The following is a 25971-nucleotide window of genomic DNA, read 5'->3' as shown; positions in this document are numbered from 1 at the left end:
CAACCACCGTCGTCTATTGTCCTAATGCCTTGTGTCTATAAAGGCATCAACTGAGACTCGGTTATGTTTGGCCGAAGGCTTGTGTCATGATGATCCGACCGCAGGTTAGTCGTCCTCTTCCTATATGAATAGATCTTCCGCGTTGCTCCTCGCCTTTGTCTTTCTCAGCGGCTGCCAGGCCATGGCCCCCGTGTCGCCGGACGGTACGCCACCGGTGGAAGACAGCGCCCCCGCCCCTGAAAAGCCCAAGGTTTATTCTTCGTTCACCGAAGAAACGGTGTACAGCCTGCTGACTGCGGAACTGGCCGGCCAACGCAATCGCTTCGACATTGCGCTGGACAACTACGTGACCCAGGCCATCAACACCCAGGATCCGGGGATTTCCGAGCGGGCCTTCCGCATCGCCGAGTACCTGGGGGCCGATCAGGCTGCGCTGGACTCCTCGCTGATCTGGGCGAAAAACGCCCCGGACGACCTGGAAGCACAACGGGCGGCGGCCATTCAACTGGCACGCGCCGGGCGCTATGACGACTCCATGGTCTATATGGAGAAAGTCCTGCAAGGCAAAGGCGACACCCATTTCGACTTCCTCGCGCTGTCGGCCGCCGACACCGACCAGGACACGCGCAATGGCCTGATGAAGAGTTTCGACCGCCTGCTGCAAAAGCACCCGAAGAACAGCCAGCTGATTTTCGGCAAGGCATTGCTGCTGCAACAGGATGATGAAGCCGACGCCGCACTGAAGCTGCTGGAGCAGAATCCGCCGGAAGAAGGCGAAATCGCCCCGATACTGCTGCGTGCACGCCTGCTTCAGAACCTCAACCGTGGCAAGGAAGCGATTCCGCTGCTGGAAAAAAGCCTCAAGAAGTATCCGGACGACAAGCGCCTGCGCCTGACTTACGCCCGCATGCTGGTCGAACAGGACCGCATGGAGGACGCCAAAGTGCAGTTCGCCAACCTGGTCCAGCAATACCCGGACGACGACGAATTGCGTTATTCCCTGGCACTGGTTTGCCTGGAAGCCAAGGCTTGGGACGAGGCCAAGGGTTACCTGGAAGAGCTGATCCAGCGTGAAAGCCATGTAGATTCGGCACACCTGAACCTCGGGCGCATCGCCGAAGAGCGCAACGATCCGCAAGCCGCCCTGCTCGAGTACGCCCAGGTCGGCCCCGGCAACGACTACCTGCCCGCCCAATTGCGCCAGGCCGATATCCTGATGAGCAACGGCCGCACCGACGAGGCGGAGAAACGCCTGGCCGCCGCACGGGATGCCGAACCGGATTACGCGATCCAGCTCTACCTGATCCAGGCCGAAACCTTGTCGGCCAACAATCAGGGCGAGCGCGCCTGGAAGCTGCTGCAACAAGCGTTGCTGCAATTCCCGGACGATTTGAACTTGCTATACACCCGCGCCATGCAGGCGGAAAAACGCAATGACCTGGCGCAGATGGAAAAAGACCTGCGCCTGATCATCAAGCGCGATCCGGACAACGCCATGGCCCTCAACGCCCTGGGCTACACCTTGTCCGACCGCACCACGCGCTACGACGAAGCCAAGGTGTTGATCGAGCAAGCCCACAAGCTGAACCCGGAAGACCCGGCCGTGCTCGACAGCCTGGGCTGGGTGAATTACCGCCTGGGCAACCTGGACGAGGCCGAACGCTTGTTGCGCCAGGCGCTGGAACGCTTCCCCGACCAGGAAGTCGCCGCGCACCTGGGCGAAGTGCTGTGGGCCAATGGCAAACAGCGTGAAGCACGGCAAATCTGGGAGAAATTCCTCAAGGAACAACCCGAAAGCCCCATCCTGCGCGGCACCATCAAGCGCCTGACCGGATCCGAGACCCTTTAAACCTATGTTTTTGCGCCATGTTGTTATTTTCAGCTTCATCGCCCTGCTCGCCGGTTGTGCGGGCATCGGCAGCCGCGAATCCGTTGAAGGCCAGGGCAACCCGGCGCAATGGAAGCAGCACAAGGACCAGCTCAGCAGCATCGATGGCTGGCAGATCGAAGGCAAAGTGGGGGTTCGCGCGCCGAAAGACTCCGGCAGCGGCACCTTGTTCTGGCTGCAGCGCCAGGACTACTACGATATTCGCCTGTCGGGTCCACTGGGCCGTGGCGCCGCACGTCTGACCGGCCGGCCGGGGCAAGTCAGCCTTGAAGTGGCCAACCAGGGCCGTTATGAGGCAACCTCGCCGGAAGCGTTGCTGGAAGAACAGATCGGCTGGAAACTGCCGGTGTCTCACCTGGTGTGGTGGGTCCGTGGCCTGCCAGCGCCTGATAGCAAGAGTCGCCTGAGCCTGAACGGCGACAGCCGCCTGGCCAGCCTGGAGCAGGATGGCTGGCAGGTCGAATATTTGAGCTACGTGGAGCAAAGCGGCTATTGGTTGCCCGAGCGCATCAAGCTGCATGGTCCCGACCTTGATGTCACGCTGGTGATCAAGGACTGGCAACCACGCAAACTGGGGCAATAACGTGTCCGTACAAAAATTGACCCTGCCCTCCCCGGCCAAGCTCAACCTGATGCTGCACATTCTCGGTCGCCGTGAAGATGGCTATCACGAGCTGCAGACGTTGTTTCAATTCCTCGACTATGGCGACGAGCTGACCTTCGCCGTGCGCGACGATGGCGTGATCAGGCTGCATACCGAATTCGAAGGCGTGCCTCACGACAGCAACCTGATCGTGAAGGCCGCAAAAAAACTTCAGGAGCAATCCGGCTGTCCGCTCGGCATCGATATCTGGATCGATAAAATCCTGCCCATGGGTGGCGGCATCGGTGGTGGCAGCTCGAATGCCGCGACAACTCTGCTGGGTCTGAATTACTTGTGGCAACTGGGTTGGGACCATGATCGCCTGGCCGCGCTGGGCCTGACGCTGGGTGCCGACGTCCCGGTTTTCGTGCGTGGGCACGCGGCTTTCGCCGAGGGCGTGGGGGAGAAACTCAGCCCGGAATACCCCGAGGAGCCGTGGTATGTCGTGCTTGTTCCGCAAGTATCTGTAAGTACAGCAGAAATTTTTTCAGATCCGTTGTTGACACGTAACTCTTCTCCCATTAAAGTGCGCCCCGTTCCCAAGGGAAACAGTCGAAATGACTGCTTACCGGTTGTAGCAAGGCGTTATCCAGAGGTACGTAACGCTTTGAATTTGTTAGGTAAATTTACCGAAGCAAAATTAACCGGAACTGGAAGTTGTGTGTTTGGGGGCTTCCCAAGCAAAGCTGAAGCTGATAAAGTCTCGGCCCTTCTTACAGAGACCCTTACAGGGTTTGTAGCAAAGGGAAGCAACGTTTCGATGTTGCATCGCAAGCTGCAAAGTCTGCTCTAAAGGAATCGAGTGTCAGGCACTCGTTGCAACAGATACAGGGGCGTCGCCAAGCGGTAAGGCAGCAGGTTTTGATCCTGCCATGCGTTGGTTCGAATCCAGCCGCCCCTGCCATTTTCCTATACTCATCCAGGTTACCCTCAGCCTCTAGGTACTGCGCGTGTCCAAGATGATGGTCTTTACGGGGAACGCCAACCCCGATCTGGCTCGACGTGTCGTACGTCAGCTGCATATCCCTCTCGGTGACATCTCTGTCGGTAAATTCTCCGACGGCGAAATTACAGCCGAGATCAATGAAAACGTTCGCGGTAAAGACGTCTTCATTATTCAGCCGACTTGCGCTCCGACCAACGATAACCTGATGGAACTCGTCGTGATGGCTGATGCCTTCCGCCGCTCCTCAGCGACTCGAATCACAGCTGTAATCCCTTACTTTGGTTATGCCCGTCAGGATCGCCGTCCGCGTTCCGCACGTGTGGCCATCAGCGCGAAAGTCGTTGCTGACATGCTGACCGTGGTAGGCATCGACCGTGTTCTCACGGTTGACCTGCACGCTGACCAAATCCAGGGGTTCTTCGATATTCCGGTAGATAACATCTACGGCTCCCCCGTATTGGTGGATGACATCGAAGACCAGCGCTTTGAAAACCTGATGATCGTGTCCCCGGACATTGGTGGCGTCGTGCGTGCACGGGCCGTTGCCAAATCCCTGGGCGTGGACCTCGGGATCATCGACAAACGCCGCGAGAAAGCCAATCACTCTGAAGTGATGCATATCATCGGTGATGTCGAAGGGCGTACCTGTATTCTGGTTGATGACATGGTCGACACCGCCGGCACCCTGTGCCACGCGGCGAAAGCCTTGAAAGAGCACGGTGCGGCCAAAGTCTTCGCCTACTGCACACACCCTGTGCTGTCGGGCCGAGCGATCGAGAACATCGAGAATTCCATGCTGGACGAACTGGTGGTGACCAACACCATCCCGTTGTCCGCTGCTGCTCAAGCCTGTTCGCGTATCCGTCAACTGGATATCGCACCGGTTGTTGCCGAAGCGGTCCGCCGCATCAGCAATGAAGAATCGATCAGCGCGATGTTCCGCTAAGGGTCAAACCTTCGGCACATCCCACTGACGAAAAGCGCCCCGCCCCGACATTCTGTTGGGGCGGGGCTTTTTTGCCCATGTCGAGGCCGGCGCTGGTCGCAAACGCCGCTCGATGATGGCTATTTTGGAGATACAAAATGACTGACTTTACTCTGAACGCCCAAGCGCGTACTGACCTGGGGAAAGGTGCGAGCCGCCGCCTGCGTCACGCCGCCAACATCCCAGCCGTTGTATACGGTGGTAACAAGCCTGCTGAATCCGTGACCATCCTGGCCAAGGAAATCGCCAAGCTGTTTGAAAACGAAGCGGCCTACAGCCACGTTATCGAGCTGAACGTCGACGGCGCCAAGCAGAACGTCATCGTTAAAGCGATGCAGCGTCACCCTTCCAAGCAATTCATCATGCACGCTGACTTCGTTCGCGTTGTAGCTGGCCAGAAACTGACCGCCATCGTGCCTGTGCACTTTGTGGGTGAAGAAGCTCCGGTCAAGAAAGGCGGCGAGATCTCGCACGTCCTGAACGAAATCGAAGTGACCTGCCTGCCGAAAGACCTGCCTGAGTTCATCGAAGTCGACCTGTCGGCTCTGGAAATCGGCGCTATCGTTCACCTGTCCGACCTCAAGGCACCTAAAGGCGTTGAGTTTGTCGCACTGGCTCACGGTGATGACAAAGCAGTTGCCAACGTTCACGCTCCACGCGTTGCTCCAGAAGCTGAAGAAGGCGCTGCAGAGTAATCCACTCTGTATTGCCGGAGCTTGAGGAAACATCGCGGACCGAAACGTAGCGAGAAAGCGGGCGATAACGCGGCGTTTACTCTTGAGTAAATGATGTAGTGTCGTCCACTTTCGCCGCACTCAGGTCTGGCGATGTTATCCACAACTCCAAAGGAAGGGCCCCTGTCGTGACTGCCATTAAACTGATCGTTGGCCTGGGAAATCCAGGCGCCGAATACGAACAGACCCGGCATAACGCGGGGGCCCTTTTTGTTGAGCGCATCGCCCACGCACAAGGTGTAAGCCTTGCGGCCGATCGCAAATATTTCGGCCTGACCGGGCGCTTTTCGCACCAGGGTCAGGATGTTCGTCTACTGATTCCCACCACCTACATGAACCGCAGCGGCCAGGCTGTCGCGGCGCTTGCGGGCTTCTTCCGGATCAAACCCGAAGAAATCCTGGTGGCCCATGACGAACTGGACCTGCCACCCGGCGTTGCCAAGCTCAAGCTCGGCGGCGGGCATGGCGGGCACAACGGCCTGCGCGACATCATCGCGCAGCTGGGTAATCAGAATAATTTCTACCGCCTGCGGCTCGGCATTGGCCACCCAGGCGTCGCCAGTATGGTTTCAAATTTCGTCCTGGGTCGTGCGCCACGCGCCGAACAGGAAAAACTCGATGCCAGCATCGACTTTGCCCTCGGCGTGCTGCCGGATATCTTCGCCGGTGAATGGAACCGCGCGATGAAAAACCTGCACAGCCAGAAGGCCTGACTCTTACCGAGGGGAAACACCATGGGATTCAATTGCGGCATCGTCGGCCTGCCCAACGTCGGCAAATCCACCCTATTCAACGCCCTGACCAAATCCGGTATCGCAGCGGAGAACTTCCCCTTCTGCACCATCGAGCCCAACAGCGGTATCGTGCCGATGCCGGATCCACGCCTGGACGCCCTGGCGGCCATCGTCAACCCCAAGCGCATCCTGCCGACCACCATGGAATTCGTCGACATCGCCGGCCTGGTCGCCGGTGCGTCGAAAGGTGAAGGTCTGGGCAACAAGTTCCTCGCCAACATCCGCGAGACCGATGCCATCGCCCACGTGGTCCGCTGCTTTGAAGACGAGAACGTGATCCATGTCTCCAACAGCGTCGACCCGAAACGCGACATCGAGATCATTGACCTGGAACTGATCTTCGCCGACCTCGACAGCTGCGAGAAGCAACTGCAGAAAGTCGCGCGCAACGCCAAGGGCGGCGACAAGGACGCAGTGGTCCAGAAAGGTCTGCTGGAGCAACTGATCGCGCACTTCACCGAAGGCAAGCCGGCACGCAGCCTGATGAAGAACATGGGCGCTGACGAGAAGGCCGTGATCAAGGGCTTCCACCTGCTGACCACCAAGCCGGTGATGTACATCGCCAACGTCGCTGAAGACGGTTTCGAGAACAACCCGTTGCTCGACGTGGTCAAGGCCATCGCTGACGAAGAAGGTGCCATCGTGGTGCCGGTGTGCAACAAGATCGAAGCAGAAATCGCCGAGCTGGATGACGGCGAAGAAAAAGACATGTTCCTCGAGGCCCTGGGCCTGGAAGAGCCTGGCCTGAACCGCGTGATCCGCGCCGGTTACGAAATGCTCAACCTGCAGACCTACTTCACCGCCGGTGTCGAAGAGGTCCGCGCGTGGACCGTCAAGGTCGGTGCTACCGCACCACAGGCTGCTGGGGTGATCCACACGGACTTCGAAAAAGGGTTCATCCGCGCCGAAGTGATTGCCTACAACGACTTCATCCAGTTCAAGGGTGAGGCCGGTGCCAAGGAAGCCGGTAAGTGGCGTTTGGAAGGCAAGGAATACATCGTGAAAGATGGCGATGTGATGCACTTCCGTTTCAACGTGTAAGTGCTGGCAGCGATTTACACGGCAACTAAAAAGCCGATGCATTGCATCGGCTTTTTTGTGCACGTTTTTCAAGGTTAAACACATGTGTTTACTCTGAGCTTTTACTCTGTGCACGAGAAAATCGGCAAATAAACGTCATGGCAGCCTTTAAGTTCGTTCAGCTTTAACTTCTCGCTCACCACTGACAGCTTTTTCCTGCATCTGGCCTCGGCAAATTACGCTCTACTGAGCAGTACTGCATTGCAGCACTGCTAAGCAATAGTGGAGTGACTAACAGCATGTCTGCCTCTGACCATCAGGAAAGTGAAGTACGTATACCGTTCATTGAGAACCCCGATGTTTACGCCGCGCTCAAGACTACGGCAGCCTTGAATATTGACGTTCTTCTACTGGGTGAAACCGGCACAGGCAAGGACACTCTGGCACAGCGAATTCATCGTTTATCCGGGCGGCGCGGTCACTTTATCGCGGTGAACTGCGCAGCCATCCCGGAGACCCTGGCGGAGAGTCAGCTGTTCGGCGTCAACAGTGGCGCTTATACCGGTGCTATTCAGTCAAGGGCCGGATTTATCGAGGCGGCACACCTAGGCACCCTGTATCTGGATGAAATCGACAGCATGCCACTCACCCTGCAAGCCAAACTTCTGCGTGCGCTGGAATCACGTGGCGTCGAGCGTCTAGGGTCGACCCGTTTCATCCCGGTCGACATGCGCGTGATAGCATCCGCCCAGCAATCACTGAATGACATGGTCGAGCAAGGCACCTTTCGACGTGACCTGTACTTCCGCCTGAATGTCGTGACCATCAACCTCGCCCCGCTGCGAAGCCGACTGGAATACATCATTCCACTGTTTAAGGACATGGTTGCCCAAGAAGCCAAGCTCTTCGACTGCCCAATCCCCGCGCCGTCTGAAACACTGCTCCAGCAATTGCTGTGTCACCACTGGCTTGGCAACGTAAGAGAATTGCGCTCTGCCGCCAAGCGGTTTGTACTGGGCATGCCACCTCTTGGTTCATCGGAGTCGAATGCACAGATAATACCCCTGAAGATTAGGTTGCAGCAGTTCGAAAAATCATTGATCGAAGAATCGCTCAAACGTCATGCCGACTGTGTGGAGCATGTCGCCGCTGAGTTAGGCGTTGCCAAACGCACGCTGTACTACCGTTTGAAGTACTTGAACATACTTACATGACGCGATTGCTCGGCACCTGCATTTGCGACACATCTCGAAATAACAAATCATTTTCGCGCTGGAACCACCCCCCTGTCGTCCACCACCCATGTTTCGAGCGAAGGCTCTCTAGAGAAGGCCAGACACTCGACACTTTATCAATATGAAAGGAAGGTACTTTTATGCCTATTGAACCTAACTATCCGGGCATTGGCGCAAATTATGGCGGCGTCGACAACGCAGAAGCAAAAGCCATTCAGGATCAGTTGCAGAGAGAAAAGAACGCGCAAAACATTAAGCAAACCATCGACAGCATGCTGCTCGACTACAGCACCAAAGTGATGGCGCAAATCGGCTCTGCCCGGGCCTAAGCATCAAAACACTTGCCTCCTCTGTTCATTTACAGAGGGGGCACTTTCTCGCTTTTGCCTGGGGAGCCTCAAATGCTTTCGAAAACCGAATGGGGCGCACAGCCTCAGATGCGTCTGCAAAAAAACGAAGCGACAACGCTTGTTGATAACTCCATCGATAGTCATTTTTTTGCGTCAGCGCTGATCGGGGAGAACCGCTCCCCCCCTTCGACGCCGGCCATCGGCACGTACTTTCTCGCCGAGCAATCGGTGTTCCTCAAATCCAAGAACGAGAAGTTTTCCAGAGGGTTGAAGGATCTGGCGCAAAGCAAGCACTCGATAAAATCGGTGGAAGTGCCCATGGCCCTGGTCGAGAGCAAAGAGCGCCTGACCGTGTCGGTGAAAATCATAAAACACTGCATTTCGATGGTAGAAAAAACCATCAACCTGCAGTAGGAAAGTTATGCGCAAACCTCTCGTCACCTGCCTGCTACTCACACTGGCACTGCTCCTGGCCGGCTGCGGTGAACGAATCGAACTGCACCGCCAATTGTCCGAACAGGAAGCCAACGATGTCATCGCCGAACTGGCAGACAAGCAGATCCGCGCCCAGAAAGCCTTGGAAAAGGATGGCGTAGTCGTTCGGGTAAAGAGCCGTGATATTGCCCGCGCGGTGCGAACACTGGAAGCTGCCGGCCTGCCGAAAATCGCGCGCTCGACCCTGGGGGATATATTCCGCAAGGAAGGCGTCATCTCTACACCGCTGGAGGAAAGGGCCCGTTACATCTACGCGTTGTCCCAGGAACTGGAAGCAACCCTATCCAACATCGACGGGGTCATCGTGGCCCGCGTCCACGTGGTACTGCCGGAACGGGTGGCGCCCGGCGAACCCGTACAGCCGGCATCAGCCTCGGTATTCATCAAACACGACCCCCGGCTGGACCCCGACAACATCAGGCCACGTGTGCGCAGAATGGTGGCCAGCAGCATTCCCGGTATGACCACCACGGCGGATAACCCGCAAAAACTCACCGTTACCTTTGTACCAGCGGCCGCTTATATTGAACGGGAGCGTCTAGTCTATCTCGGAGCTTTTCTGGTACCCGAAAACGACCTGATGTTCTGGCAAACAACCCTGACATCACTGTTTATAGTCTTGGTGCTTGCAGTCGCGGCGACCGTAGTCTGGCTTCGAAGGAAGCGCCACCCGACCCACGCTTCACCGAGCTTAGAATCCAATGGATGACCTGTTCAGGTGGGTCAATTGGTGGACCCGCCCATGGGAGCAGGCACAACATGGCTGGGCGCCGTTCGACCTCGCCTCACCCGCCGGCACTGCGATCTGCCGTGGCCAGCATGAGCGGGTCAGCCAGGCACTGGGCATCTCCCCTTGCCTGCCCGTTGAGCCATCACCTGCCCTGCTGCACCTGGTACTGGCGCCACCCGCAAAACGTGAACTGATGTTGGCCCTGGTCGATGGGATCTACCATCCTCAGCATGAACTATCGTTGAGCCCCGACCAACGCCAGTGGTGCGCCCGCCTGTCCCGGGCATTACCTGCCGTTCCCCATGAACCCGGCAACGACCCTCTGCACTATCTGCGCGCCTGGGTCGATCAGCCGATATGGCAGCGCCTGCGGCTCAGCTTCGCCCCGCAACGCGTTGATGCGCTGGAAGGCATCCCTGCGCCGCCACCCGGAAGCAAACTCGACACTGTCTGGCAGGCCGTCATATGGCGCGCTACCGCCCCGACCAACGATGCCCCCACTGCTGGCGAGACCCATTCCAATGTTGTACCGCTGCAAGATTAAACTGTCGACCCCCGCTGCAAGCTTGCCAAACGCTCTGATCCCCAGAGAGCTGCTTGCCGACAGCCTGCGTGCACAGCATTTGCTGAGCGACGCCCAGGCACAGGCTGAAGCGATCCTGCAACAAGCGCGTGAACAGAGTGAGCAGTTGCTGAAGCACGCACAGGACGAGTTTTGGCAGCGCGCCAACCGCCAACTTGAATGCTGGGAGACCGAGCGGCAGAACATGTGCGAGCAGCTTGAAAAAATCGCTACGTCAGTAACCCATCAGGTGGTGGGCAGTCTGCTGGAGCTGACGCCTCCCGCGGAGCGAATCAGCGCCCTGCTCAAAAAGCTGCTAGCCGCAGAAATACCCACCATTAACGCCACGCTGGCCTGTCATCCACAGGATCAGCCGGAGGTGGTGCAATGGCTGCAAATGAACAGCAATGCCCCCTGGAGTCTGCGTGTGGATGATCTCCTCAGCGTCCAGTCGCTGGTTCTGGAAACAGACGAGGGCAGCTTTCATATTGATTGGAAGTCGACCGTTGACAGCTTGTTCCTGTTGGAAATGCCACAGAGCCGCAAGTAGGGAATTTCCGACAATGTTCACACGCAGTCTTTCATGACGCCGTGTGTGGAACTGTTGCCAGGTATGAACCACATACATGGGCAATTCACTGGAGGATGCCCCATGACCTTTGATTATCGGCTGAGCCGACAGCATTACAGAGAGCTGGACACTGTCAAAAAACACATAGACCAAATGGGTAAGGCCGCCTACGAGGCGACCGATAATGAGACGTTCGCAGCACTGATGGATCAAGCGCTGGAGATGAAAATGACGTCGAACCAGCTTTTGACCTCTATACAGGCCATGACCAACTACAGGGCCGATCAGGGAAAGATCATCTTCGATGGCATCCCCTGATGGTGCGAGGCCGGGTGATGCAGGTACTCGTGAATCGACGACTCGGGGCTGTCACTGCCCGCCGACCATCACCCGTCTCACACGCTGCGTCCAAGACACGCGCCCGACTTCGCAGCATCCGCTCTCGTACCAAACAGAGAACCACTTATGAAGAACAAGACCTACAAGCCTGGCTGCTTGCGTTATGTCTCGTCCGGACTTTCGCAAAAACGCCCTGCCTGGCGCTACCTGCTCGCGCTGCCATGGCTGCTGACGCTTTCGCAAACCACATTGGCCGCCATCCCCAACGAATGGAAAAACACGGCCTACGCCTATGAAGCCGAGCACAAGCCCGTGCGGGAGGTACTTGAAGATTTCGCCCAGACGTTCGGTACGCAGCTTCAGATCGAAGGCCTGCTTGAGGGTTCGGTCAATGGAAAAATCCGCGCCAACACCCCTCAGTCCCTACTCGACAGACTGGGTGTGGAGCATCGCTTCCAGTGGTACCTGTACAACAACACGCTCTATATCAGCACGCTGGATCAGCAGCAATCCGCGCGCCTGGAAGTATCGTCGGAATCCATCTCGGACTTGAAGCAGGCACTGACCGATATCGGCCTGTTGGAAAGCCGCTTTGGCTGGGGCGAGTTGCCAGAGGACGGCGTCGTTCTGGTCTCTGGCCCCAGGGGTTACATAGAGAAGATCAAGCAGTTCAGCAGCCAGCGAAAGTCGGCAGATGAAAAGCAGAGCGTGTTGACCTACCCGCTGAAGTTCGCCAACGCAGCAGACCGCGTGATCGATTACCGGGGGGAAAAAATCACCATCCCAGGGGTTGCCACTATGCTGCGCGGGTTGTTGGAACCACGCCCGACGTCCGTCATGGCGACACGCTCCACAACCGCGGCGCAACCCTCGCCACTGGCTCCCACAACCGGCGCCCGGTTGAGCAACCCGCTGCTTGGGCAAATGCTGGGAACACCCGCGGGCGCGGGCTCATTGGACACCGGCGCGTCGCTCACTCCCCGCGCGCCGGTGAACGCCAGCAAAATCAGGGTCGAGGCGGATGTGCGCAATAACGCGGTACTGATTTATGACCTGCCCGAGCGCCAGGCCCTTTACAGAGAGCTGATCACGCAACTCGACGTGGCCCGCAAGCTGGTGGAAATCGACGCAATCATCCTGGATATCGAGCGCAGTCAATTGCGCGAATTCGGGGTCAACTGGGGGTTTCAAAACAGCCGTTTTCGAGGCGAATCGATCATGGCACCCGGCAGCTCTTCACAAATCAATATCGGCAATCGCGACCGTTTCTATGCTGAAATCCGCGCCCTGGAAAGCCGTGGCCTGGCCACTATCGTGTCGAACCCATCGGTGCTGACGCTGGAAAACCAACCGGCGGTGATTGATTTCAACCGGACCCAATACCTGGTAGCCGGCACAGAGAACGCGACTATTCTGCCCGTCACCGCAGGTACCAGCTTTCAAGTAGCCCCCAGGGTCATCACCAGCAAAGGCAGCCACCAAGTCCATTTGGTCGTGGATATTGAAGATGGCAATTTTAACGATTCCAACGTCTCAATCGGTGGACTGGATGTGCGCCGAGGCAAGGTGAGTACCCAGGCCGTAATGGCAGAAAAAAGCTCACTGGTGGTGGGTGGGTTTCACGTAACGGAAAACACCGACACCCAGAGAAAGGTGCCTGTGTTGGGAGACATTCCATTGCTAGGCAAGGCGTTGTTCTCCTCCACGAAACGCGAGAACAACCGACGGGAACGCCTGTTCATCCTGACACCCCGTGTGATCGGAGACCAAGCCGACCCTTCACGTTACCTGCCAAAAGCCGATCAGGCCGAATTACAGGCTGCACTAGCCCCCTTGGCCCGACGCAATGCACCCTACCCGCCAGTGATCCAGCGAAGCGAAATCACCAGCACGCTGGCGCATCTCGTGAGTGGCGAGGTGCCCAAGGCGTTCAAGGCGGCCGCGATGCCCCTGGGGTTGGATACATTGTGCTCGACACGTGAGCTGCTGGCTCTCAATACCCAGCGCAGCCAGTGGTATACAGGGCCACACTTCAACGTAGCAATCATCGTGTTGCGCAATCAGTTCAAACGCAATGTGCGCATTGATGAAAAGGAGTGCAGCAACGCTCAGACCCTGGCAGTAACCGTGTGGCCACGAGCCTGGCTCAAGCCGGGCGAAGAGGCTGAGGTTCTTATCGCCATGCGCCCCGTAGTGAAAGATGAACACATCGGCGTGCCCCGCCCGTCCCTTCTCACCCCAGCCCGGAAAGACATGCGATGAAACGCACCCTGTTCAGCGTCACTCTCATCATTACGGTATTGCTCAGCGTCGGCTGTACTGCAACGTGCAAAGGTGATTCATGCTCTCGTCCACAATCGAGCGAGTCTAAAATGGTGGTCTGGTGGCCGTCGCACATGCGTGCCGAGCCTGGCCCCGCAGGAGAACGCTCGGATTATCAGACGATCTCGCTGGAACGATGAGCCAATGCGGCTGGCCAAGCCTTCAGGCCCTGGCCAGTTGCACCTGACGTCGATTACCGCTGCGCAAGCTCGGGCAGTTCCAGGGTTTCGCGCTTGGCTTCATCGTCCAATTCACGCAGAGTCCGGTAGATCAGCGCCACAGCTTGCAAGGTTTCACGCGGGATGCCGGCACCCAGTTTCTTTTCATAGAGCGTACGCGCCAGCCATACGCACTGGATCACCGGCACATCAGCCGCTTTCGCCCGATCGATCAATGCGCGCGCTTGGTCATCGGTGCCCTTGTCCACCAGCAGCGGCAAAGGCGTTTTACCGGGTCGGTAATACAAGGCGACGGCAAAGTGTGTTGGGTTGACCACCAACATGTCGGACTCTTCCAACTTGGGCAGCTTGACCTGCGGTTCTTCCTGGGCGAGTTGATAAGCCAGTGAACGCCGTTGCCCTTTGATGTGAGGATCGCCCTCCGAGTCCTTGTACTCCTTCATCACCTCGACTTGCGTCATCCGCATGCGCTTGGCAAAAAAGTGTTTCTGCAACGCCAAGTCGATCAGCGCCAGCACCAGCAACAAACCCAGACAGGCATGCAGCAGGTGGCGAAATAAAATGATCAGGGCTTTGACATAACTCTGCAAGTCGCTGTTGGCCAGGTTGATCAACACGCCAAGTGAAGGGCTGATCACCACATAGAGGACCAATGCCAAAAGCACGGCCTTGGTCAGACTCATCAGCAGGTTCATCACCTGCTGAGCGGAGAACATCTGTTTGATCTGGCTGAGTGGGTTGAGACGGCTGAAGTTCAGCTTCAAGCTTTCGGGCGCAAACAGAACACCGAACTGCATCCAAGCACTGATCAATTTCACCGTGATCGCCACGGCGGCCATCATCAGGGCAAACGCAAAGAACATCAGCAGCGCTTCCAGCAGCACTTCTTCCAGCGCCCGTGCAAAGGGTTGGCCAATGCGGGACATGGGCAAGACCAACAGTTGCTGGAAACGCTGCATGCTGGGCTCGGCCGTGAACAAGGCTATCTCGCTCAAGGCGGTCAGTACCAACAGCTTGCCGACATCCTGGCTCTGCGCGACCTGGCCCTTCTGGCGCTGATCACGCAGTTTCTTGGGGGTGGCCGCGTGTTTTTTCTCACCTGAATCACTCATGATGCCGAGACCTGGAACATTGCAAGCAGGGATTGCTTGAGATCACCCAACAGGCTCATGCGCCCGACGATCAAATCCTGCAACAACGGCAGGTACAGAATCAGAATCATCAGGCCGGCCAGGCATTTGACCGGTGGTGCCAGAGTCGAGACTTGCAACTGCGGGCTATAAAGCCCCAGCAACGCAACGCCAAACTCCAGCAGCAGCAACACCGCTATAAATGGCGCGGCGTAGAGCATCATATGGGTGAACGTGTCCGCCAGCAGAGTGGTAAACACACTGAAACCGTTCACTCCAACGAAAGGTAGCCAAGCGGTCGGGGACCAGATTACATAACTGTCCCAGATCACTTGGGTCATCGCCCCGAGCCCGAGGGTGGCGATCAACAGGTAGATCGCCAACTGTTTGAACAGATGCCCCACCGGCGTTGCGTCCGGTCCCAGCGACGGGTTGAGTTGGCCACCGGCGAGCGCGCCGCGCTGGTTGTCGAGTAATGCCCCCACCGACTCGAACATCCAGAACGGCATGCTCAATAAGACCCCGAGCAAAAGGCCCAGAGCCACCTCCTTGAAAATCAGGGCACCGATCATCAGCAATGAGTAGTCGTGCGCTTTTAGCACCGTGTAAATGCCGGGAGCCGGAATCAGCCCCAGCACCATCACGATGATGTGCCGAGGCATACCACGCAGATGTTGAAAACAGAAGGCAGGCACCAGGAATACACAAGGATAGATTCGCGCCATAGCGACCAGAAGGCTGGGCAGGTAATCAATGAGTTGCAGCACGCGGGTTACCTCAGCTCAGCGCCGAACGGGCAATCATGTCGAACGTCAGGTTGATCAATTGCACCAGTTCCACACCAATCCAGCGCCCGGTCAGAATCAAGGTGACACCCACAGCTACCAACTTCACACCAAAGGGCAGGGTCTGGTCTTGTATCTGCATCAATGCCTGCAGGAGGGAAGTCAGTACACCGATAACCACGGCCACGATAAGCGGGGGTGCCGACAGCACCACCACCAGCAACATGCCTTGCTTGAACAGCACGATCGGCTCCATAAGCTACTCAGAGATAAGAAAGGAACAGGCTGTCGAGCAAGCGTGACCAGCCCGAGACGAGTACGAACAACAACATTTTGAGCGGCAGCGAAATCGTCATCGGCGAGACCATTTGCATGCCCAGCGCCAACAGCAGGTTGGAGACGATCAAGTCAATGACGATGAACGGAATGTAGATCAGGAACCCTATCTCGAAACCAGCCTGCAACTGCGACAGGACGAAGGCTGGCATCAGCAGGATCAAGTCTTCGCGCTGAACCTCATGGGCCATTTCAGACGGCCACATTCGGACGGTGTTTTCCTTCAGGTGCGTCAGAATGTCCGGGTCGGTGTTGCGACTCATGAACGTGCGCAACGGTTGTATGGCTACCAGGCCGGTGGTTTGCATCGCGTGCACGCTGCTGAGGTCCAGAGGTGCCGCCTTCAGCGTCACGGAGATCTCGTAGCCTACGGGCGCCATAATGAATAGCGTTGCCGCCAGGGCAATGCCGTTGATTGCCATGCTCGGCGGTACTTGCTGCACACCGATGGCGTTGCGGGTGATCATCAGCACAATGACAATTTTCAGGAACGCCGTGCACACGACCAGCAACATCGGCATCAGCGACAGCCCACCGAGAAACAGGGCGAGTACGAGCGGGTCCACTCCCTGGAAAGTCATCGAGAAAACGTCATGCGGGACAGTTGCAAGCCGAGGCACCCGTCAACCTCGACCAACTGCCCCACGCCAATCGGGCGATCACCGTAGTAAAGCCCGGCCATGCCGGGTGCATAGCCGGAGATACCCAGCACGGCTCCGGGGGACAGGTTGCGCAACTCCCCCAGCGTCAGGTTCAAGGTTCCACACCGCACGTTGAGCGCCATGCTCAATTCATCGAACGGCTCATGGCCAAATACGTCCGCTACCGGTTGTTCATCCCCGGATTTCGGGAAGTCGTGTACTGCAAAGTCCTCGTCCACAGAGGTTTCCTCAAGAGATGCAAGTGTCAAACACAAATGCCCGGATGCATCGTCGATATGCCCATGCAGGCGGCGTTCACCCACCTGCAGATACCCGACACCCCGCGCGTTGAAAAAGGCCTGTTCGATTACCACGACATCGCCCGACCGAGCGGTGCGCAAATGAGCAATGGACAGTTGCAGCCGCCCCAGCGTTACGGCGATTGCCACCTGAAAACGCTCAGGCAGCGGAGCAGCGATCGAGCGCCATGGGCCGGCATCACACACCGCCAGAAAGCTCTCGTGAGTCAGCCACAGGTATGCCGAAACCTGGGACATCCCCAAGGTCACAGTAAGCCGGCAGCCAAATGGCAATGAGTGACTACCCCCCAGCAATCGCAGGTGCCCCAACAGCTTCCTGACCTGCGGGCTGAGGTGGTACAGGAACAGATCCCAGAACCACGAATCCGGATCGTTGTCGGCCAGGGCCAGCGTCACAGGGCACTCTCCCAGCAAGCTCAACAGCGGACCGGGCTCACTGAAACCCAGCACGCCGCAGGCCGTTTCGAAGCAGACAGGTGTAGCACTTCCTGGTGGTCGCCCAGGCTCCAGCAAGAGTTCACCCTGCTGGCTTGAGACCTGAAACGGCATACGTATGCCACAGCCCAACCGGCGCCGGGCCGCGACGGCCTCAGCCTTGACCTGACGTAACGCCAACAGCGGCATCATCATGCCGAGGCCATATGAACCAACGTGAGATCGACCGGCTGTCCCAACGTGTTGGCGATGCGCTCCTGACAACGCTGGCGCATGCCGCAGAGCCAGTTCGTCGTGCGATCGCACTCAGCGTCCAGTTCGACGCTCCAGACTCCCGGCTCGCGCCGGATACTGGCTTTGATGCGCCCTAGACGAGGCACGTACAGCACCACCTGCAGTGGCCACTGCGATGATCCTTGAAAATGGGGGGCCAGTTGTTCAGTCAACGATTCGAGCAGGGGGCTATCGTTCGCCATTTTCGTGCTCGCCGCAGAGCTGCCAAGGTCGGTGGTGACCAGCAACGCAAACCGCAGCGCCTGCTCCAAGGGCACCACGGCGCTCATTCCCATCTCACGTGTATCACTGAGTTCACGCATGCGCTCAGTCTTGCCAATTGAAACCTGGGTCATGCTTGCTCCTGAGCCAATAAACCGGATAACTCTTGAAGTTTTTCCACCTCGAGCAAACAGCGGGTGACGTGCTTCTGGGCATCTCCTACCGCCAGCGTCTGCTGGTCTTTTTGCACGTGCAACGCTTGCAATTGGCTCTCCTCTCGTCGGGTGCTGGCAGACAGGTTGTGCTCTTGGGTGCTCCAGGCTTTCAGTGCCTGCAGTGTCATGACTTGGCCCTGATTCTCCTTGAGCAACTGCGCACACTGCCGCGCCTCTTCGCGTCGGCTCTGCTCAAGCGCCTCTTCAGCCTGTTCGATCTGTCGAAGCACAGTACGCTGGGCTTTCTTGGCGGCACTCAGTGCCCGCTCGGCACGGTCTGCCCGATGCCTGCGCAAGCGTCGCAATATCTCGACTTCAGCGATAAGCGATTCAGAAGGGCACATAAGCCGTCAGCTCCTTCAGTTGCTCCAGGGTCGTCGCGATGGGTGACGGCTCGCGCAGGTCCTGGCGCAAAAAGCTGTCGACCGCCTGGCGGCTGTCTACCGCCATATCAGTCAGCGCATCACTGCCGGCTTGATACTCACCCAGCTTGAGCATCAGCTCGATCTGTTGATACGCCGACAACAGGCGCCGTAATGCCGTACCGGCCTGGATATCTGCAGAATCGGCCACATTGCTCAAGATTCGCGACAGGCTGGCCAGCACATCGACCGCCGGATAGTGTCCCCGCTCGGCCAATTTACGTGACAGCACGATATGTCCATCCAACAGCGACCGGACTTCATCCGCCACCGGATCGTTCATGGAGTCCTGTTCGATAAGCACCGTGTAAATCGCGGTAATCACGCCGTTGCGTGTCAGCCCGGCGCGCTCCACCAAACGCGGCAACAGGCTGTACACCGACGGAGGCAAACCACCGCGCCCCAGTGGTTCCCCGGCCGCCAAGCCAATTTCGCGCTGGGCCCGGGCAAACCGGGTCAAGGAGTCGATCAGCAACAAAACCCGTTGGCCCTTGCTTCGGAAGCCTTCGGCCAGGGCGGTGGCGGTAAAAGCGGCACGGGCACGCTCCATGCTGGACCGATCCGAGGTAGCGCACACCAGCACCGCCTTGGCACGCAGTTGTTCATCCAACTCATGGTCGAGGAACTCACGCAGCTCACGACCTCGTTCCCCGATCAGGCCGAACACAATGACATCGCATTCCACATTGCGCGCGATCTCGGCCAACAACGTGGTTTTTCCGCAACCGGCACCGGCAAACAATCCCACACGCTGGCCCTCGCCCAGGGTCATCAAGCCATCAATCGAACGCACTCCGGTGGCCAGCGCCCGACTGATCCGAGGCCGCTCCGTGGGCAACGGCGCTTCGCACAATACGGTTGTTGCGTCGGGCGTATCGACGCCGGCGAAGGCACTCGGGCCGTCGCCGGCAATGGGTCGACCAAACCCATCCAGCACCTGACCCAGCAGCTCATCGCTGACCCGTACCCGATGGGGTACGCCGAGCCGCTCCACACTGGCCCCCACACGCACACCTTCAAGGTTGCCCAGCGCACTGAGCACTGCGTCCTGATGGTCAAAGCCGATGATCTCGGCAAGCATGTTCTCACCTGGATTTTTCTCGACCTGGCACAGATCTCCAATCCGCGCATGGGGCAAACGACACTGCAACAGCATGCCGTTGACGCGCTGGACCCGCCCCCGCATCGAAACAGGCGCGAAACGCGTCAGCGCCTCCGACTGCCTTGACTGCCAAGCCTCCAGGCGCTCCCGCAGCAGGTCGCTCACCAGCGCACCTCGTAGCGTTGCTCGCCGTCGAATACCACTTTGCTGTTATCGATCAATACCAGGCGCAAGCCGTCAATCTCATCGCCTACAAACAATCTATCCCCGGTTTCCAGCACAACGTGACCATTGGGTCCGCTGACAATCTGCAAAATCTTGAACGGAATCGTGCTGTCACGTACCCGTACACGGCTCATGACGGGCACTGCGGTTTCGAACTGCTCGCCAAAACGGATGAGCATGCGTGCGACCAGCTCCACGTCGTCTTGAGTGACTAAGCCGTCGAGTGCAATCTGGCCGTTGATCACTTGCAAACTGATGTGCTGGCCCAGCTCACGCTCGTTAAGCATCTTCAGCAGTATCTGGCGCACTTCGAACGGTGACGCGAGCTCGGTCTTGCTCGGCGCGCTCGGCATCAGCGACGCCTGGGCCGTGCGTTCCCCGGAAGAGACCATGCCGACAACCATGATGACGACCGCACACACCAGCACCAGGCTAAGCAAACGTTTTTGCTGGACCGAAGAGATAGAAGACAGCATCAGTGGCCGCGGCGGTTCAATGCTAGATTCAGGCGGCACGGCGCGGGGAACCGATGGTTGAGGCCAGGGCTGTTCGGCCAGGCTTACACACAAGCACACCCCACCCACCGAGAATAAGGCATTGAGTGGCAAGTGACCGATTTGCGCCAGTACCTGCCCATTGCTATCAGACAATAGCCCTGCCTTGGCTTGCACCGACCAACAGGCGTCGATCAGATGCAGGTGCGCATGGTGCTCGGCGATTCCCGGATCGCTGAGTACAAGGTCCGCATCCGCGTGTGCACCGATGCTCCACTGTTCACCGAACAGTGGCAGTGCCGCGCCCTGGTGCAAGCCGTCCAGAACTCGTAGCTCGTACATTATCGCGCCTCTCCCCGTGCGCACTGCAACGACCGACTCATGCCACTGCCCCACGCATCAACTCTTCCTGGCCAAGATCAAAGCGCCCCAGTACCCTGACCTTGGAAGTACTTCCAAGCTCAGCAAAGGACAGCACCGGCACGTGGTTGAATTCGTCCAGCAACAAAGTGCGCAAAGGGCTGCGCAGGTCCTGCGCCACCAACATCACGCTCTTGGTCTTGGAGCGCTGGCTGAACGCCTGATTGAGCAGGTTGACTAGCGAAGCGCTGCTGTCGTTGTCGAGGGCAAAGAACACTCCGGTCTGAGTCTGACGCAGTGCTTCACGCAGGATGTTTTCAGTCTGGGGCGACAGCAGCCAGGCATGCAGACCGTCAGGTTCGCTGTATTGGTGGAAAATCTGCGCCTTAAGGGCGATGCGCGCATAGTCGGCCAGCGCTTCCGGCTCACGTTCATGCTGGCCGTACTCGATCAGCGACTCAACAATCAAGCGCACCGCACGCAGCGGAACGCCTTCGCTGGCCAGACGCTGCAACACCGATGAAAACCTCGATAGCGGCATGATTCGCTGCAGCTCCTGCACCAGTTCGGGCTGGTTCTGTTCAAGCCAACTAAGGATTGCCTTGCTCTCCTGGATCCCAAGAAATCGGGGCCCACTGAGCATCATTGCGCTAGTCATGCGCTCAATGATCAGGCTTTGGGCGCTGAAGTGTTCAACCGCAGGGTCGTCCAGCAATGGATCATCCGGAGCGAACCACAGCCAGTCCTGTTCATCCCGCTCGACCATGCCCAGCTCAGCATGTTCCGGAGGCTCGGCCAGCGTCACCCTCTCGACGGCGACTCGTTCACTGAAGGTGGCCTTCATTACCGGAACTTCGTGGACGCAAAAACGCATTTCGTCGAGGGCCAGTGAATCGCTGAACTCCGCTTCGAAGGGGGGTAATGTCAAACCGATGTTGGCTACTAGCGCATTTCGCGCCTTGCGCACCCTCTGAACGATGTCAATGACCTGTGGCGTGCCATACAGCGCCGGGTTGAATTGAAGCAAGTAAGGCCGGGAAGGATCAAAGCCGCGCAGGTCTGCATCGCCGTTATCTTCCGGGCGAACCGCGGTGCCCGGTTCGGCCGATGGGGCCTCCTGCCGCTGACGCTGGCGCACAAGGTAATAACCCAAGGAGCCGGTCATCATTGAGATAAGAATAAACACCCCGGTGGGCATGCCCGGCACCACCGCGAACGCGAGCATACCCACCGAAGCAATCACCCAGCTCTTGGGCTCGCTGGTCATTTGCCGGGCGATTTCGGCTCCCATATTACTGACGCCCTTGCGCCCGTCCGGCGCTACGCGGGTGATGATCATGCCGGCCGTCAAGGAGATCAGCAGGGCGGGAATCTGAGCAATCAGACCGTCGCCGATGGTCAGTACCGAATACAGCGCCATGGAGTCGGCCGCACTCAAACCGTGCTGAAACATACCCGTCGAAAAACCACCGAGCAGATTGACCACAACAATGATCAGGCCCGCAACAGCATCGCCCTTGACGAACTTCATGGCCCCGTCCATAGCGCCGAATAACTGGCTCTCGCGAGACAATTGCTCGCGCTTGTCCCGTGCTTGCCCACCGTCGATCAAGCCGGCACGCAGGTCACTGTCAATGGACATCTGCTTGCCAGGCATCGCGTCCAGGCTGAAGCGCGCTGCCACCTCGGCCACACGCTCGGACCCCTTTGTGATCACCAGAAAGTTCACCAGCGTCAGAATCAGGAAGATCACCATCCCCACGGCGAGGTTGCCGCCGACCACAAAATTGCCAAACGCCTCAACGATGTCGCCAGCGTCCTGCTCCAGCAGGATCAGGCGTGTAGTCGCAATCGAAAGCGCCAGGCGGAACATGGTGGTCAACAGCAGAATCGACGGGAAAGAGGAAAAAGCCAGCGGGCCCGGCAGATAAAGCGCCAACACAATCAACAGGCACGAGATGCAGATGTTGAGCGCGATCAGAATGTCCACCAGCCAGGTGGGCAGCGGCACGATGAAAATGAACACGATGGCCATCACCACCACGGCGCCCAGCACTTCGGCGCGCTGCGCGACTTTCAGCAAAAACCGGTTGATGGCCGACAGCGCAGTCACGCAAGAGTCTCCGGCGTTGCCGTGGCTTGCAGGTACTCACGCTCCATTTTCGTGAGTTCCCCCGCTCTTACCAACAGGTTGTGCAGAAGCTCCTCACGTGTCCGGTTGTCAAACCACAACGCCAGAGGGAACTTGTTGAATACCGCGTAAATGGCATTGAGGGCTATCAAGGTGCGGCTGAGTTGGCTGCCCGCTTCCAGTTCTTCCAACAGTCGTTGAAATTCCTGGGAGTCGATGCCTGTAGTGGTGTAGCCCAACAAGCGCTGCATCAGCTTCGACGTAACGCGCTCTATCCTCAGACGCTCGATCAATGCCTGGCACAGGGCAAATACTCCACCCAACTGCCAACAGCTTTGCAGGCCCAGGAGCAAGGTACGCAAATGCGCCGAGGGCAATGATGACACCTTCGCCGCGATATCGTCCGCCAAGGCTTTTTGCATCACCTTGAGCCCTTTTGAAAACCGTTCGTCACCGTATACATCCAGCAGTGCCTGCAGGATCTTCACCAGGGATTGGCGCGAAACCACGTTGGTGTAATAGAGCATTCGCAGCGCCTGACGCTCTTGCAGGTCGGCACATCCCGCCCGAAGTGCAGCCACAGTATTCAGACCTGCCTGGATCTCCCCTCTGAAACGCGCCTCAAGCTTGATGATTGCATCGCGTGCCAAGGTTGCTTCGGTGCCCGACTGGGCTTCCACATTCTTGAGCACAATAAAGGTGAGAGCGGGGTCGCCCTCGCAAAGCCCCAGCAACTTTTCAACCCCGACAAGCATTCGCAGCTGCTGCTTGAATTGCAATGTGGCCATTGCCAACGTCTTCTTGGCGGGATGACCCCATTGATCATAAAGCTGGTTAAGCAACTGAACCGCAGCCACAGGCAGGATGAGCTGCCGCCGATTCAGTGCCCGGCTGCTGGCTCCCACTTCCTCGTTGAACAGAAGAGCCAGGTCATCGGCTACCTGGCTTGCAGTAGGTGTGGAGGTATGACTGACACTTGGCCGATCCTCGTTGCGAATTTTTTGCAGTTCGGAAGGGAAATCAACCATGACTGGACCTGAACAGGAAGAGTATTTCCCTGTGTGGCAAAAGCAGCCAAAGCAGTTCCATCAACAAATGGCCCACTGCACATTTGAAAAAACTTGCACAAGCCTTCAACGCTTTCTGCAAGCACTTGCACAAAAGCGCGCAAACAAAAAATATTTATCCATATAAATCAATAGATTATGAAATTTTTCCGCCTGGCACAGCCAGTGCAAATGGGGTTCTCGTCGACACCTTTCGACTGCGTCTACTCCAAGGAAAAATCCATGAATATCCCTATTGATGCTTTAGCGCACCTGGTTGGCAGCTCGCCTCAATTCATGCTTCACCTGACAGACGACCAGCAAAAAAAACTTCGGCGCTTCATTCACAAGCGCGTACTCAACCCCGAAGATGCAGACGATCTGCTGCAATTGACGTATCTGGAAGCCTGGCGCAACCGTGAGCGTTTCAGCGGGAACGCCACGCTGAGCACCTGGATGTGCGGAATCGCGCAAAACCTCATACGCAACCACTTCAGGCGGCTGTACGCCAAGCCCGTGCATTGCGAATTCGACGAATCGCTATGGCATGGACAGGAAGAGAACCATAACTTGGACTGGGAATTTGAAATCAATCGGCGCCTGGAGAAAACCTTGAGCGCCATCGACCACCTGCCGATAGAGATGCGAAAGACGCTGTACGCCTCACTGGAAACCGACGGCAGCTATCAGGACACCGCCGACGCACTGGACATTCCGATCGGCACGGTTCGCTCGCGCCTCTCCCGGGCGCGTGAACAGCTTAAACGCGCCACTCACAACGCGAAGTTCCCTTAATATCAGCCCCCCGCGTTGGGCGGCAGGGATATCTGCCCAACGCGATCAGGCTTTTCTTGCTGTGCAGACGGGTGAATCGCGAACCACTCGTCGCCCGATCCGGCAATTTCGCTTAAACAGTTGAAAGCGTAGATAAAAATTCAAAATAAATACTTGACGCGTTGCCGTTCTACGCGAATAATGCGCGCCACTTGGCTACATAGCTCAGTTGGTTAGAGCATAGCATTCATAATGCTGGGGTCCGGGGTTCAAGTCCCTGTGTAGCCACCAAGTACTAAAAACGGCTTACCGAAAGGTAGGCCGTTTTTTTATGCCTGGAGAAAAGTGCGGGGCATACTCGAAGCGCTCCTCCCCCTACGGCCCAGAGTTGCATCCGAAAAAAGGCACCATCTGTATTTTGACGCTCCCTTGACCCGCTGTTAGTGTCCAGCCTCCCCTCTAAGCACGGAGTGCTCCACGGTGAAACTGGACATCTACCAAGTCGACGCTTTCAGCCAGTCCCCCTTCGGCGGTAACCCCGCGGCAGTCTGCCCGCTCACCGAATGGCTCAGCGATGAGCAACTGCAAGCCATCGCCGCCGAAAACAACCTCTCCGAAACGGCCTATTTTGTACCTCGCGGCGAATGCTACGAATTGCGCTGGTTTACTCCCGAAATAGAAGTGGACCTGTGCGGCCATGCCACGCTTGCGGCGGCGTGGGTGTTGATTCACCAACTGGCGGACGCGCCAGAGGTATTGCGCTTTGCCACGCGTAGCGGCGAACTTCGGGTGACGCGCAATGGTGATGAACTGGCGATGGACTTCCCCGCCAAGCAACCGCAACCCTGCGAACCGCCCGATGGCATGTTGAGCGCGCTCGGCATTGAACAGGCCGACGTGTTCAGCACTGATGACTACATCGTACTGCTGGAAGACGAAGCGCAAGTCGCCGCACTGACACCAGACTTCGCCCGCCTCAAGGGCCTGCCCAAACGCGGCATCGCCGTGACGGCCAAAAGCGCGAGGTTTGATTTTATCTCCCGCTGGTTCGGGCCGAATGTGGGTGTGAATGAAGACCCAGTGACCGGTTCGGCCCACACTTCATTGGCGCCATTCTGGGCTGAGCGCCTGGGCAAGAACCGGTTGACCGCCGAACAGGGCGGCAAGCGCCGTGGCCAACTGCGCTGCGAGCTCAAGGGTGATCGCGTGATCATTTCCGGCCACGGGGTGCTCTACCTGCAAGGCACGATTTACCTGTAAAAAGCAC

Annotated in this window: 30 protein-coding genes and 2 tRNA genes; 21 read left to right on the top strand and 11 right to left on the bottom strand. The window is 57.7% G+C overall.

Annotated elements, in window-relative coordinates:
- Window positions 1-124 precede the first annotated feature (124 nt).
- The 17 genes from LUU92_RS03880 (at window position 125) to hrpT (ending at window position 13754) form a co-directional block, all read left to right on the top strand.
- Window positions 125-1849, top strand: coding sequence for a tetratricopeptide repeat protein (locus LUU92_RS03880; protein WP_071491039.1), 1725 nt, complete (start codon window positions 125-127; stop codon window positions 1847-1849).
- A 4-nt stretch (window positions 1850-1853) separates the two neighbouring features.
- Entirely contained in the window at window positions 1854-2471 is a 618-nt protein-coding gene (gene lolB / locus LUU92_RS03875) for a lipoprotein insertase outer membrane protein LolB (RefSeq protein WP_222540945.1), read from the top strand.
- 1 nt (window position 2472) lies between these two features.
- Window positions 2473-3324 carry a 4-(cytidine 5'-diphospho)-2-C-methyl-D-erythritol kinase gene (ispE, locus tag LUU92_RS03870; RefSeq protein ID WP_071491037.1) on the top strand — a complete coding sequence of 284 codons (852 nt, stop codon included), beginning with the start codon at window positions 2473-2475 and terminating at the stop codon, window positions 3322-3324.
- Window positions 3325-3360: 36 nt separating this feature from the next.
- Window positions 3361-3435, top strand: a tRNA-Gln gene (locus LUU92_RS03865).
- 46 nt (window positions 3436-3481) lie between these two features.
- A complete protein-coding gene (locus LUU92_RS03860; RefSeq protein WP_003208392.1) occupies window positions 3482-4423 on the top strand; it encodes a ribose-phosphate pyrophosphokinase in 942 nt (313 codons plus the stop codon).
- A 137-nt stretch (window positions 4424-4560) separates the two neighbouring features.
- Window positions 4561-5157 carry a 50S ribosomal protein L25/general stress protein Ctc gene (locus LUU92_RS03855; RefSeq protein ID WP_071491036.1) on the top strand — a complete coding sequence of 199 codons (597 nt, stop codon included), beginning with the start codon at window positions 4561-4563 and terminating at the stop codon, window positions 5155-5157.
- 167 nt (window positions 5158-5324) lie between these two features.
- Complete coding sequence (gene pth / locus LUU92_RS03850) at window positions 5325-5909, top strand: aminoacyl-tRNA hydrolase (protein ID WP_071491035.1); 585 nt, start codon at window positions 5325-5327, stop codon at window positions 5907-5909.
- 21 nt (window positions 5910-5930) lie between these two features.
- A complete protein-coding gene (gene ychF, locus LUU92_RS03845; RefSeq protein WP_003171595.1) occupies window positions 5931-7031 on the top strand; it encodes a redox-regulated ATPase YchF in 1101 nt (366 codons plus the stop codon).
- Window positions 7032-7309: 278 nt separating this feature from the next.
- The gene (locus LUU92_RS03840) at window positions 7310-8224 is read left to right on the top strand and encodes a sigma 54-interacting transcriptional regulator (protein WP_257103188.1); all 915 of its coding nucleotides are present in this window, start codon (window positions 7310-7312) and stop codon (window positions 8222-8224) included.
- A gap of 161 nt (window positions 8225-8385) precedes the next feature.
- Window positions 8386-8574, top strand: coding sequence for a hypothetical protein (locus LUU92_RS03835; protein WP_222540943.1), 189 nt, complete (start codon window positions 8386-8388; stop codon window positions 8572-8574).
- 72 nt (window positions 8575-8646) lie between these two features.
- Window positions 8647-9009, top strand: coding sequence for a hypothetical protein (locus LUU92_RS03830; protein WP_071491032.1), 363 nt, complete (start codon window positions 8647-8649; stop codon window positions 9007-9009).
- A gap of 7 nt (window positions 9010-9016) precedes the next feature.
- Window positions 9017-9799 (top strand): type III secretion system inner membrane ring lipoprotein SctJ, encoded by a 783-nt coding sequence (gene sctJ, locus LUU92_RS03825; RefSeq protein ID WP_071491031.1) that lies wholly within the window; start codon window positions 9017-9019, stop codon window positions 9797-9799.
- Entirely contained in the window at window positions 9792-10364 is a 573-nt protein-coding gene (locus LUU92_RS03820; RefSeq protein ID WP_071491030.1) for a hypothetical protein, read from the top strand. The genes sctJ and LUU92_RS03820 overlap by 8 nt, the downstream gene beginning before the upstream one ends.
- Window positions 10342-10932 (top strand): type III secretion system stator protein SctL, encoded by a 591-nt coding sequence (gene sctL / locus LUU92_RS03815; protein ID WP_071491029.1) that lies wholly within the window; start codon window positions 10342-10344, stop codon window positions 10930-10932. The genes LUU92_RS03820 and sctL overlap by 23 nt, the downstream gene beginning before the upstream one ends.
- A gap of 102 nt (window positions 10933-11034) precedes the next feature.
- Window positions 11035-11271: a hypothetical protein gene (locus LUU92_RS03810; protein WP_071491028.1), complete on the top strand. Its 237-nt coding sequence runs from the start codon at window positions 11035-11037 to the stop codon at window positions 11269-11271.
- Window positions 11272-11418: 147 nt separating this feature from the next.
- On the top strand, window positions 11419-13554 hold the full coding sequence (gene sctC, locus LUU92_RS03805; RefSeq protein WP_071491027.1) for a type III secretion system outer membrane ring subunit SctC: 2136 nt from the start codon (window positions 11419-11421) through the stop codon (window positions 13552-13554).
- The gene (gene hrpT, locus LUU92_RS03800) at window positions 13551-13754 is read left to right on the top strand and encodes an HrpT family type III secretion system protein (protein ID WP_083351535.1); all 204 of its coding nucleotides are present in this window, start codon (window positions 13551-13553) and stop codon (window positions 13752-13754) included. Before sctC ends, hrpT begins: the two co-directional genes overlap by 4 nt.
- 53 nt (window positions 13755-13807) lie before the next feature.
- Here hrpT and sctU read toward each other — a convergent pair whose 3' ends face one another.
- The 11 genes from sctU to sctW are packed head-to-tail and all read right to left on the bottom strand — an operon-like array spanning window position 13808 to window position 23912.
- Entirely contained in the window at window positions 13808-14905 is a 1098-nt protein-coding gene (gene sctU, locus LUU92_RS03795) for a type III secretion system export apparatus subunit SctU (RefSeq protein ID WP_071491026.1), read from the bottom strand.
- A complete protein-coding gene (gene sctT / locus LUU92_RS03790; RefSeq protein WP_071491025.1) occupies window positions 14902-15690 on the bottom strand; it encodes a type III secretion system export apparatus subunit SctT in 789 nt (262 codons plus the stop codon). The genes sctU and sctT overlap by 4 nt, the downstream gene beginning before the upstream one ends.
- 10 nt (window positions 15691-15700) lie before the next feature.
- Window positions 15701-15964 (bottom strand): type III secretion system export apparatus subunit SctS, encoded by a 264-nt coding sequence (gene sctS / locus LUU92_RS03785; RefSeq protein WP_071491024.1) that lies wholly within the window; start codon window positions 15962-15964, stop codon window positions 15701-15703.
- A 7-nt stretch (window positions 15965-15971) separates the two neighbouring features.
- A complete protein-coding gene (sctR, locus tag LUU92_RS03780; RefSeq protein ID WP_222540940.1) occupies window positions 15972-16625 on the bottom strand; it encodes a type III secretion system export apparatus subunit SctR in 654 nt (217 codons plus the stop codon).
- Window positions 16622-17635 (bottom strand): FliM/FliN family flagellar motor switch protein, encoded by a 1014-nt coding sequence (locus LUU92_RS03775; RefSeq protein ID WP_071491022.1) that lies wholly within the window; start codon window positions 17633-17635, stop codon window positions 16622-16624. Before LUU92_RS03775 ends, sctR begins: the two co-directional genes overlap by 4 nt.
- Window positions 17632-18069, bottom strand: coding sequence for a type III secretion system HrpP C-terminal domain-containing protein (locus LUU92_RS03770; protein WP_257103187.1), 438 nt, complete (start codon window positions 18067-18069; stop codon window positions 17632-17634). Before LUU92_RS03770 ends, LUU92_RS03775 begins: the two co-directional genes overlap by 4 nt.
- Window positions 18066-18494 (bottom strand): type III secretion protein, encoded by a 429-nt coding sequence (locus tag LUU92_RS03765; protein ID WP_071491020.1) that lies wholly within the window; start codon window positions 18492-18494, stop codon window positions 18066-18068. The genes LUU92_RS03770 and LUU92_RS03765 overlap by 4 nt, the downstream gene beginning before the upstream one ends.
- Entirely contained in the window at window positions 18481-19839 is a 1359-nt protein-coding gene (locus tag LUU92_RS03760) for a FliI/YscN family ATPase (RefSeq protein WP_305430977.1), read from the bottom strand. The genes LUU92_RS03765 and LUU92_RS03760 overlap by 14 nt, the downstream gene beginning before the upstream one ends.
- Window positions 19836-20735 carry an FHA domain-containing protein gene (locus LUU92_RS03755; RefSeq protein ID WP_222540938.1) on the bottom strand — a complete coding sequence of 300 codons (900 nt, stop codon included), beginning with the start codon at window positions 20733-20735 and terminating at the stop codon, window positions 19836-19838. The genes LUU92_RS03760 and LUU92_RS03755 overlap by 4 nt, the downstream gene beginning before the upstream one ends.
- A 37-nt stretch (window positions 20736-20772) precedes the next feature.
- Window positions 20773-22866, bottom strand: a complete 2094-nt coding sequence (gene sctV, locus LUU92_RS03750) for a type III secretion system export apparatus subunit SctV (RefSeq protein ID WP_257103186.1) — start codon at window positions 22864-22866, stop codon at window positions 20773-20775.
- Window positions 22863-23912, bottom strand: a complete 1050-nt coding sequence (gene sctW / locus LUU92_RS03745) for a type III secretion system gatekeeper subunit SctW (RefSeq protein ID WP_257103185.1) — start codon at window positions 23910-23912, stop codon at window positions 22863-22865. Before sctW ends, sctV begins: the two co-directional genes overlap by 4 nt.
- Here sctW and LUU92_RS03740 point away from each other — a divergent pair.
- The 4 genes from LUU92_RS03740 (at window position 23911) to LUU92_RS03725 (ending at window position 25964) form a co-directional block, all read left to right on the top strand.
- Window positions 23911-24078 (top strand): hypothetical protein, encoded by a 168-nt coding sequence (locus LUU92_RS03740; protein ID WP_156792152.1) that lies wholly within the window; start codon window positions 23911-23913, stop codon window positions 24076-24078. The two genes, sctW and LUU92_RS03740, sit on opposite strands and share 2 nt — an antisense overlap.
- A gap of 95 nt (window positions 24079-24173) precedes the next feature.
- On the top strand, window positions 24174-24725 hold the full coding sequence (locus LUU92_RS03735) for an RNA polymerase sigma factor (protein ID WP_071491015.1): 552 nt from the start codon (window positions 24174-24176) through the stop codon (window positions 24723-24725).
- Window positions 24726-24918: 193 nt separating this feature from the next.
- Window positions 24919-24995, top strand: a tRNA-Met gene (locus tag LUU92_RS03730).
- Between the two features lie 189 nt (window positions 24996-25184).
- Entirely contained in the window at window positions 25185-25964 is a 780-nt protein-coding gene (locus tag LUU92_RS03725) for a PhzF family protein (protein ID WP_257103184.1), read from the top strand.
- Window positions 25965-25971 lie beyond the last annotated feature (7 nt).

Source organism: Pseudomonas extremorientalis, assembly GCF_024584605.1.
In the GTDB taxonomy this organism is placed as follows: domain Bacteria; phylum Pseudomonadota; class Gammaproteobacteria; order Pseudomonadales; family Pseudomonadaceae; genus Aquipseudomonas; species Aquipseudomonas extremorientalis.
This window is presented reverse-complemented; position numbering and strand designations above follow the sequence as displayed.

Coding starts and splice junctions, on each gene's coding strand:
- lolB (WP_222540945.1), top strand. CDS start 1,854: ATGTTTTTGCGCCATGTTGTTATTTTCAGCTTCATCGCCCTGCTCGCC.
- LUU92_RS03775 (WP_071491022.1), bottom strand. CDS start 17,635: ATGATGATGCCGCTGTTGGCGTTACGTCAGGTCAAGGCTGAGGCCGTC.
- sctR (WP_222540940.1), bottom strand. CDS start 16,625: ATGACTTTCCAGGGAGTGGACCCGCTCGTACTCGCCCTGTTTCTCGGT.
- LUU92_RS03820 (WP_071491030.1), top strand. CDS start 9,792: ATGGATGACCTGTTCAGGTGGGTCAATTGGTGGACCCGCCCATGGGAG.
- LUU92_RS03770 (WP_257103187.1), bottom strand. CDS start 18,069: ATGACCCAGGTTTCAATTGGCAAGACTGAGCGCATGCGTGAACTCAGT.
- LUU92_RS03880 (WP_071491039.1), top strand. CDS start 125: ATGAATAGATCTTCCGCGTTGCTCCTCGCCTTTGTCTTTCTCAGCGGC.
- sctW (WP_257103185.1), bottom strand. CDS start 23,912: ATGGTTGATTTCCCTTCCGAACTGCAAAAAATTCGCAACGAGGATCGG.
- LUU92_RS03765 (WP_071491020.1), bottom strand. CDS start 18,494: ATGTGCCCTTCTGAATCGCTTATCGCTGAAGTCGAGATATTGCGACGC.
- sctS (WP_071491024.1), bottom strand. CDS start 15,964: ATGGAGCCGATCGTGCTGTTCAAGCAAGGCATGTTGCTGGTGGTGGTG.
- LUU92_RS03740 (WP_156792152.1), top strand. CDS start 23,911: ATGACTGGACCTGAACAGGAAGAGTATTTCCCTGTGTGGCAAAAGCAG.
- sctU (WP_071491026.1), bottom strand. CDS start 14,905: ATGAGTGATTCAGGTGAGAAAAAACACGCGGCCACCCCCAAGAAACTG.
- sctJ (WP_071491031.1), top strand. CDS start 9,017: ATGCGCAAACCTCTCGTCACCTGCCTGCTACTCACACTGGCACTGCTC.
- LUU92_RS03735 (WP_071491015.1), top strand. CDS start 24,174: ATGAATATCCCTATTGATGCTTTAGCGCACCTGGTTGGCAGCTCGCCT.
- LUU92_RS03855 (WP_071491036.1), top strand. CDS start 4,561: ATGACTGACTTTACTCTGAACGCCCAAGCGCGTACTGACCTGGGGAAA.
- sctL (WP_071491029.1), top strand. CDS start 10,342: ATGTTGTACCGCTGCAAGATTAAACTGTCGACCCCCGCTGCAAGCTTG.
- sctC (WP_071491027.1), top strand. CDS start 11,419: ATGAAGAACAAGACCTACAAGCCTGGCTGCTTGCGTTATGTCTCGTCC.
- hrpT (WP_083351535.1), top strand. CDS start 13,551: ATGAAACGCACCCTGTTCAGCGTCACTCTCATCATTACGGTATTGCTC.
- LUU92_RS03840 (WP_257103188.1), top strand. CDS start 7,310: ATGTCTGCCTCTGACCATCAGGAAAGTGAAGTACGTATACCGTTCATT.
- LUU92_RS03835 (WP_222540943.1), top strand. CDS start 8,386: ATGCCTATTGAACCTAACTATCCGGGCATTGGCGCAAATTATGGCGGC.
- LUU92_RS03810 (WP_071491028.1), top strand. CDS start 11,035: ATGACCTTTGATTATCGGCTGAGCCGACAGCATTACAGAGAGCTGGAC.
- LUU92_RS03755 (WP_222540938.1), bottom strand. CDS start 20,735: ATGTACGAGCTACGAGTTCTGGACGGCTTGCACCAGGGCGCGGCACTG.
- LUU92_RS03830 (WP_071491032.1), top strand. CDS start 8,647: ATGCTTTCGAAAACCGAATGGGGCGCACAGCCTCAGATGCGTCTGCAA.
- ychF (WP_003171595.1), top strand. CDS start 5,931: ATGGGATTCAATTGCGGCATCGTCGGCCTGCCCAACGTCGGCAAATCC.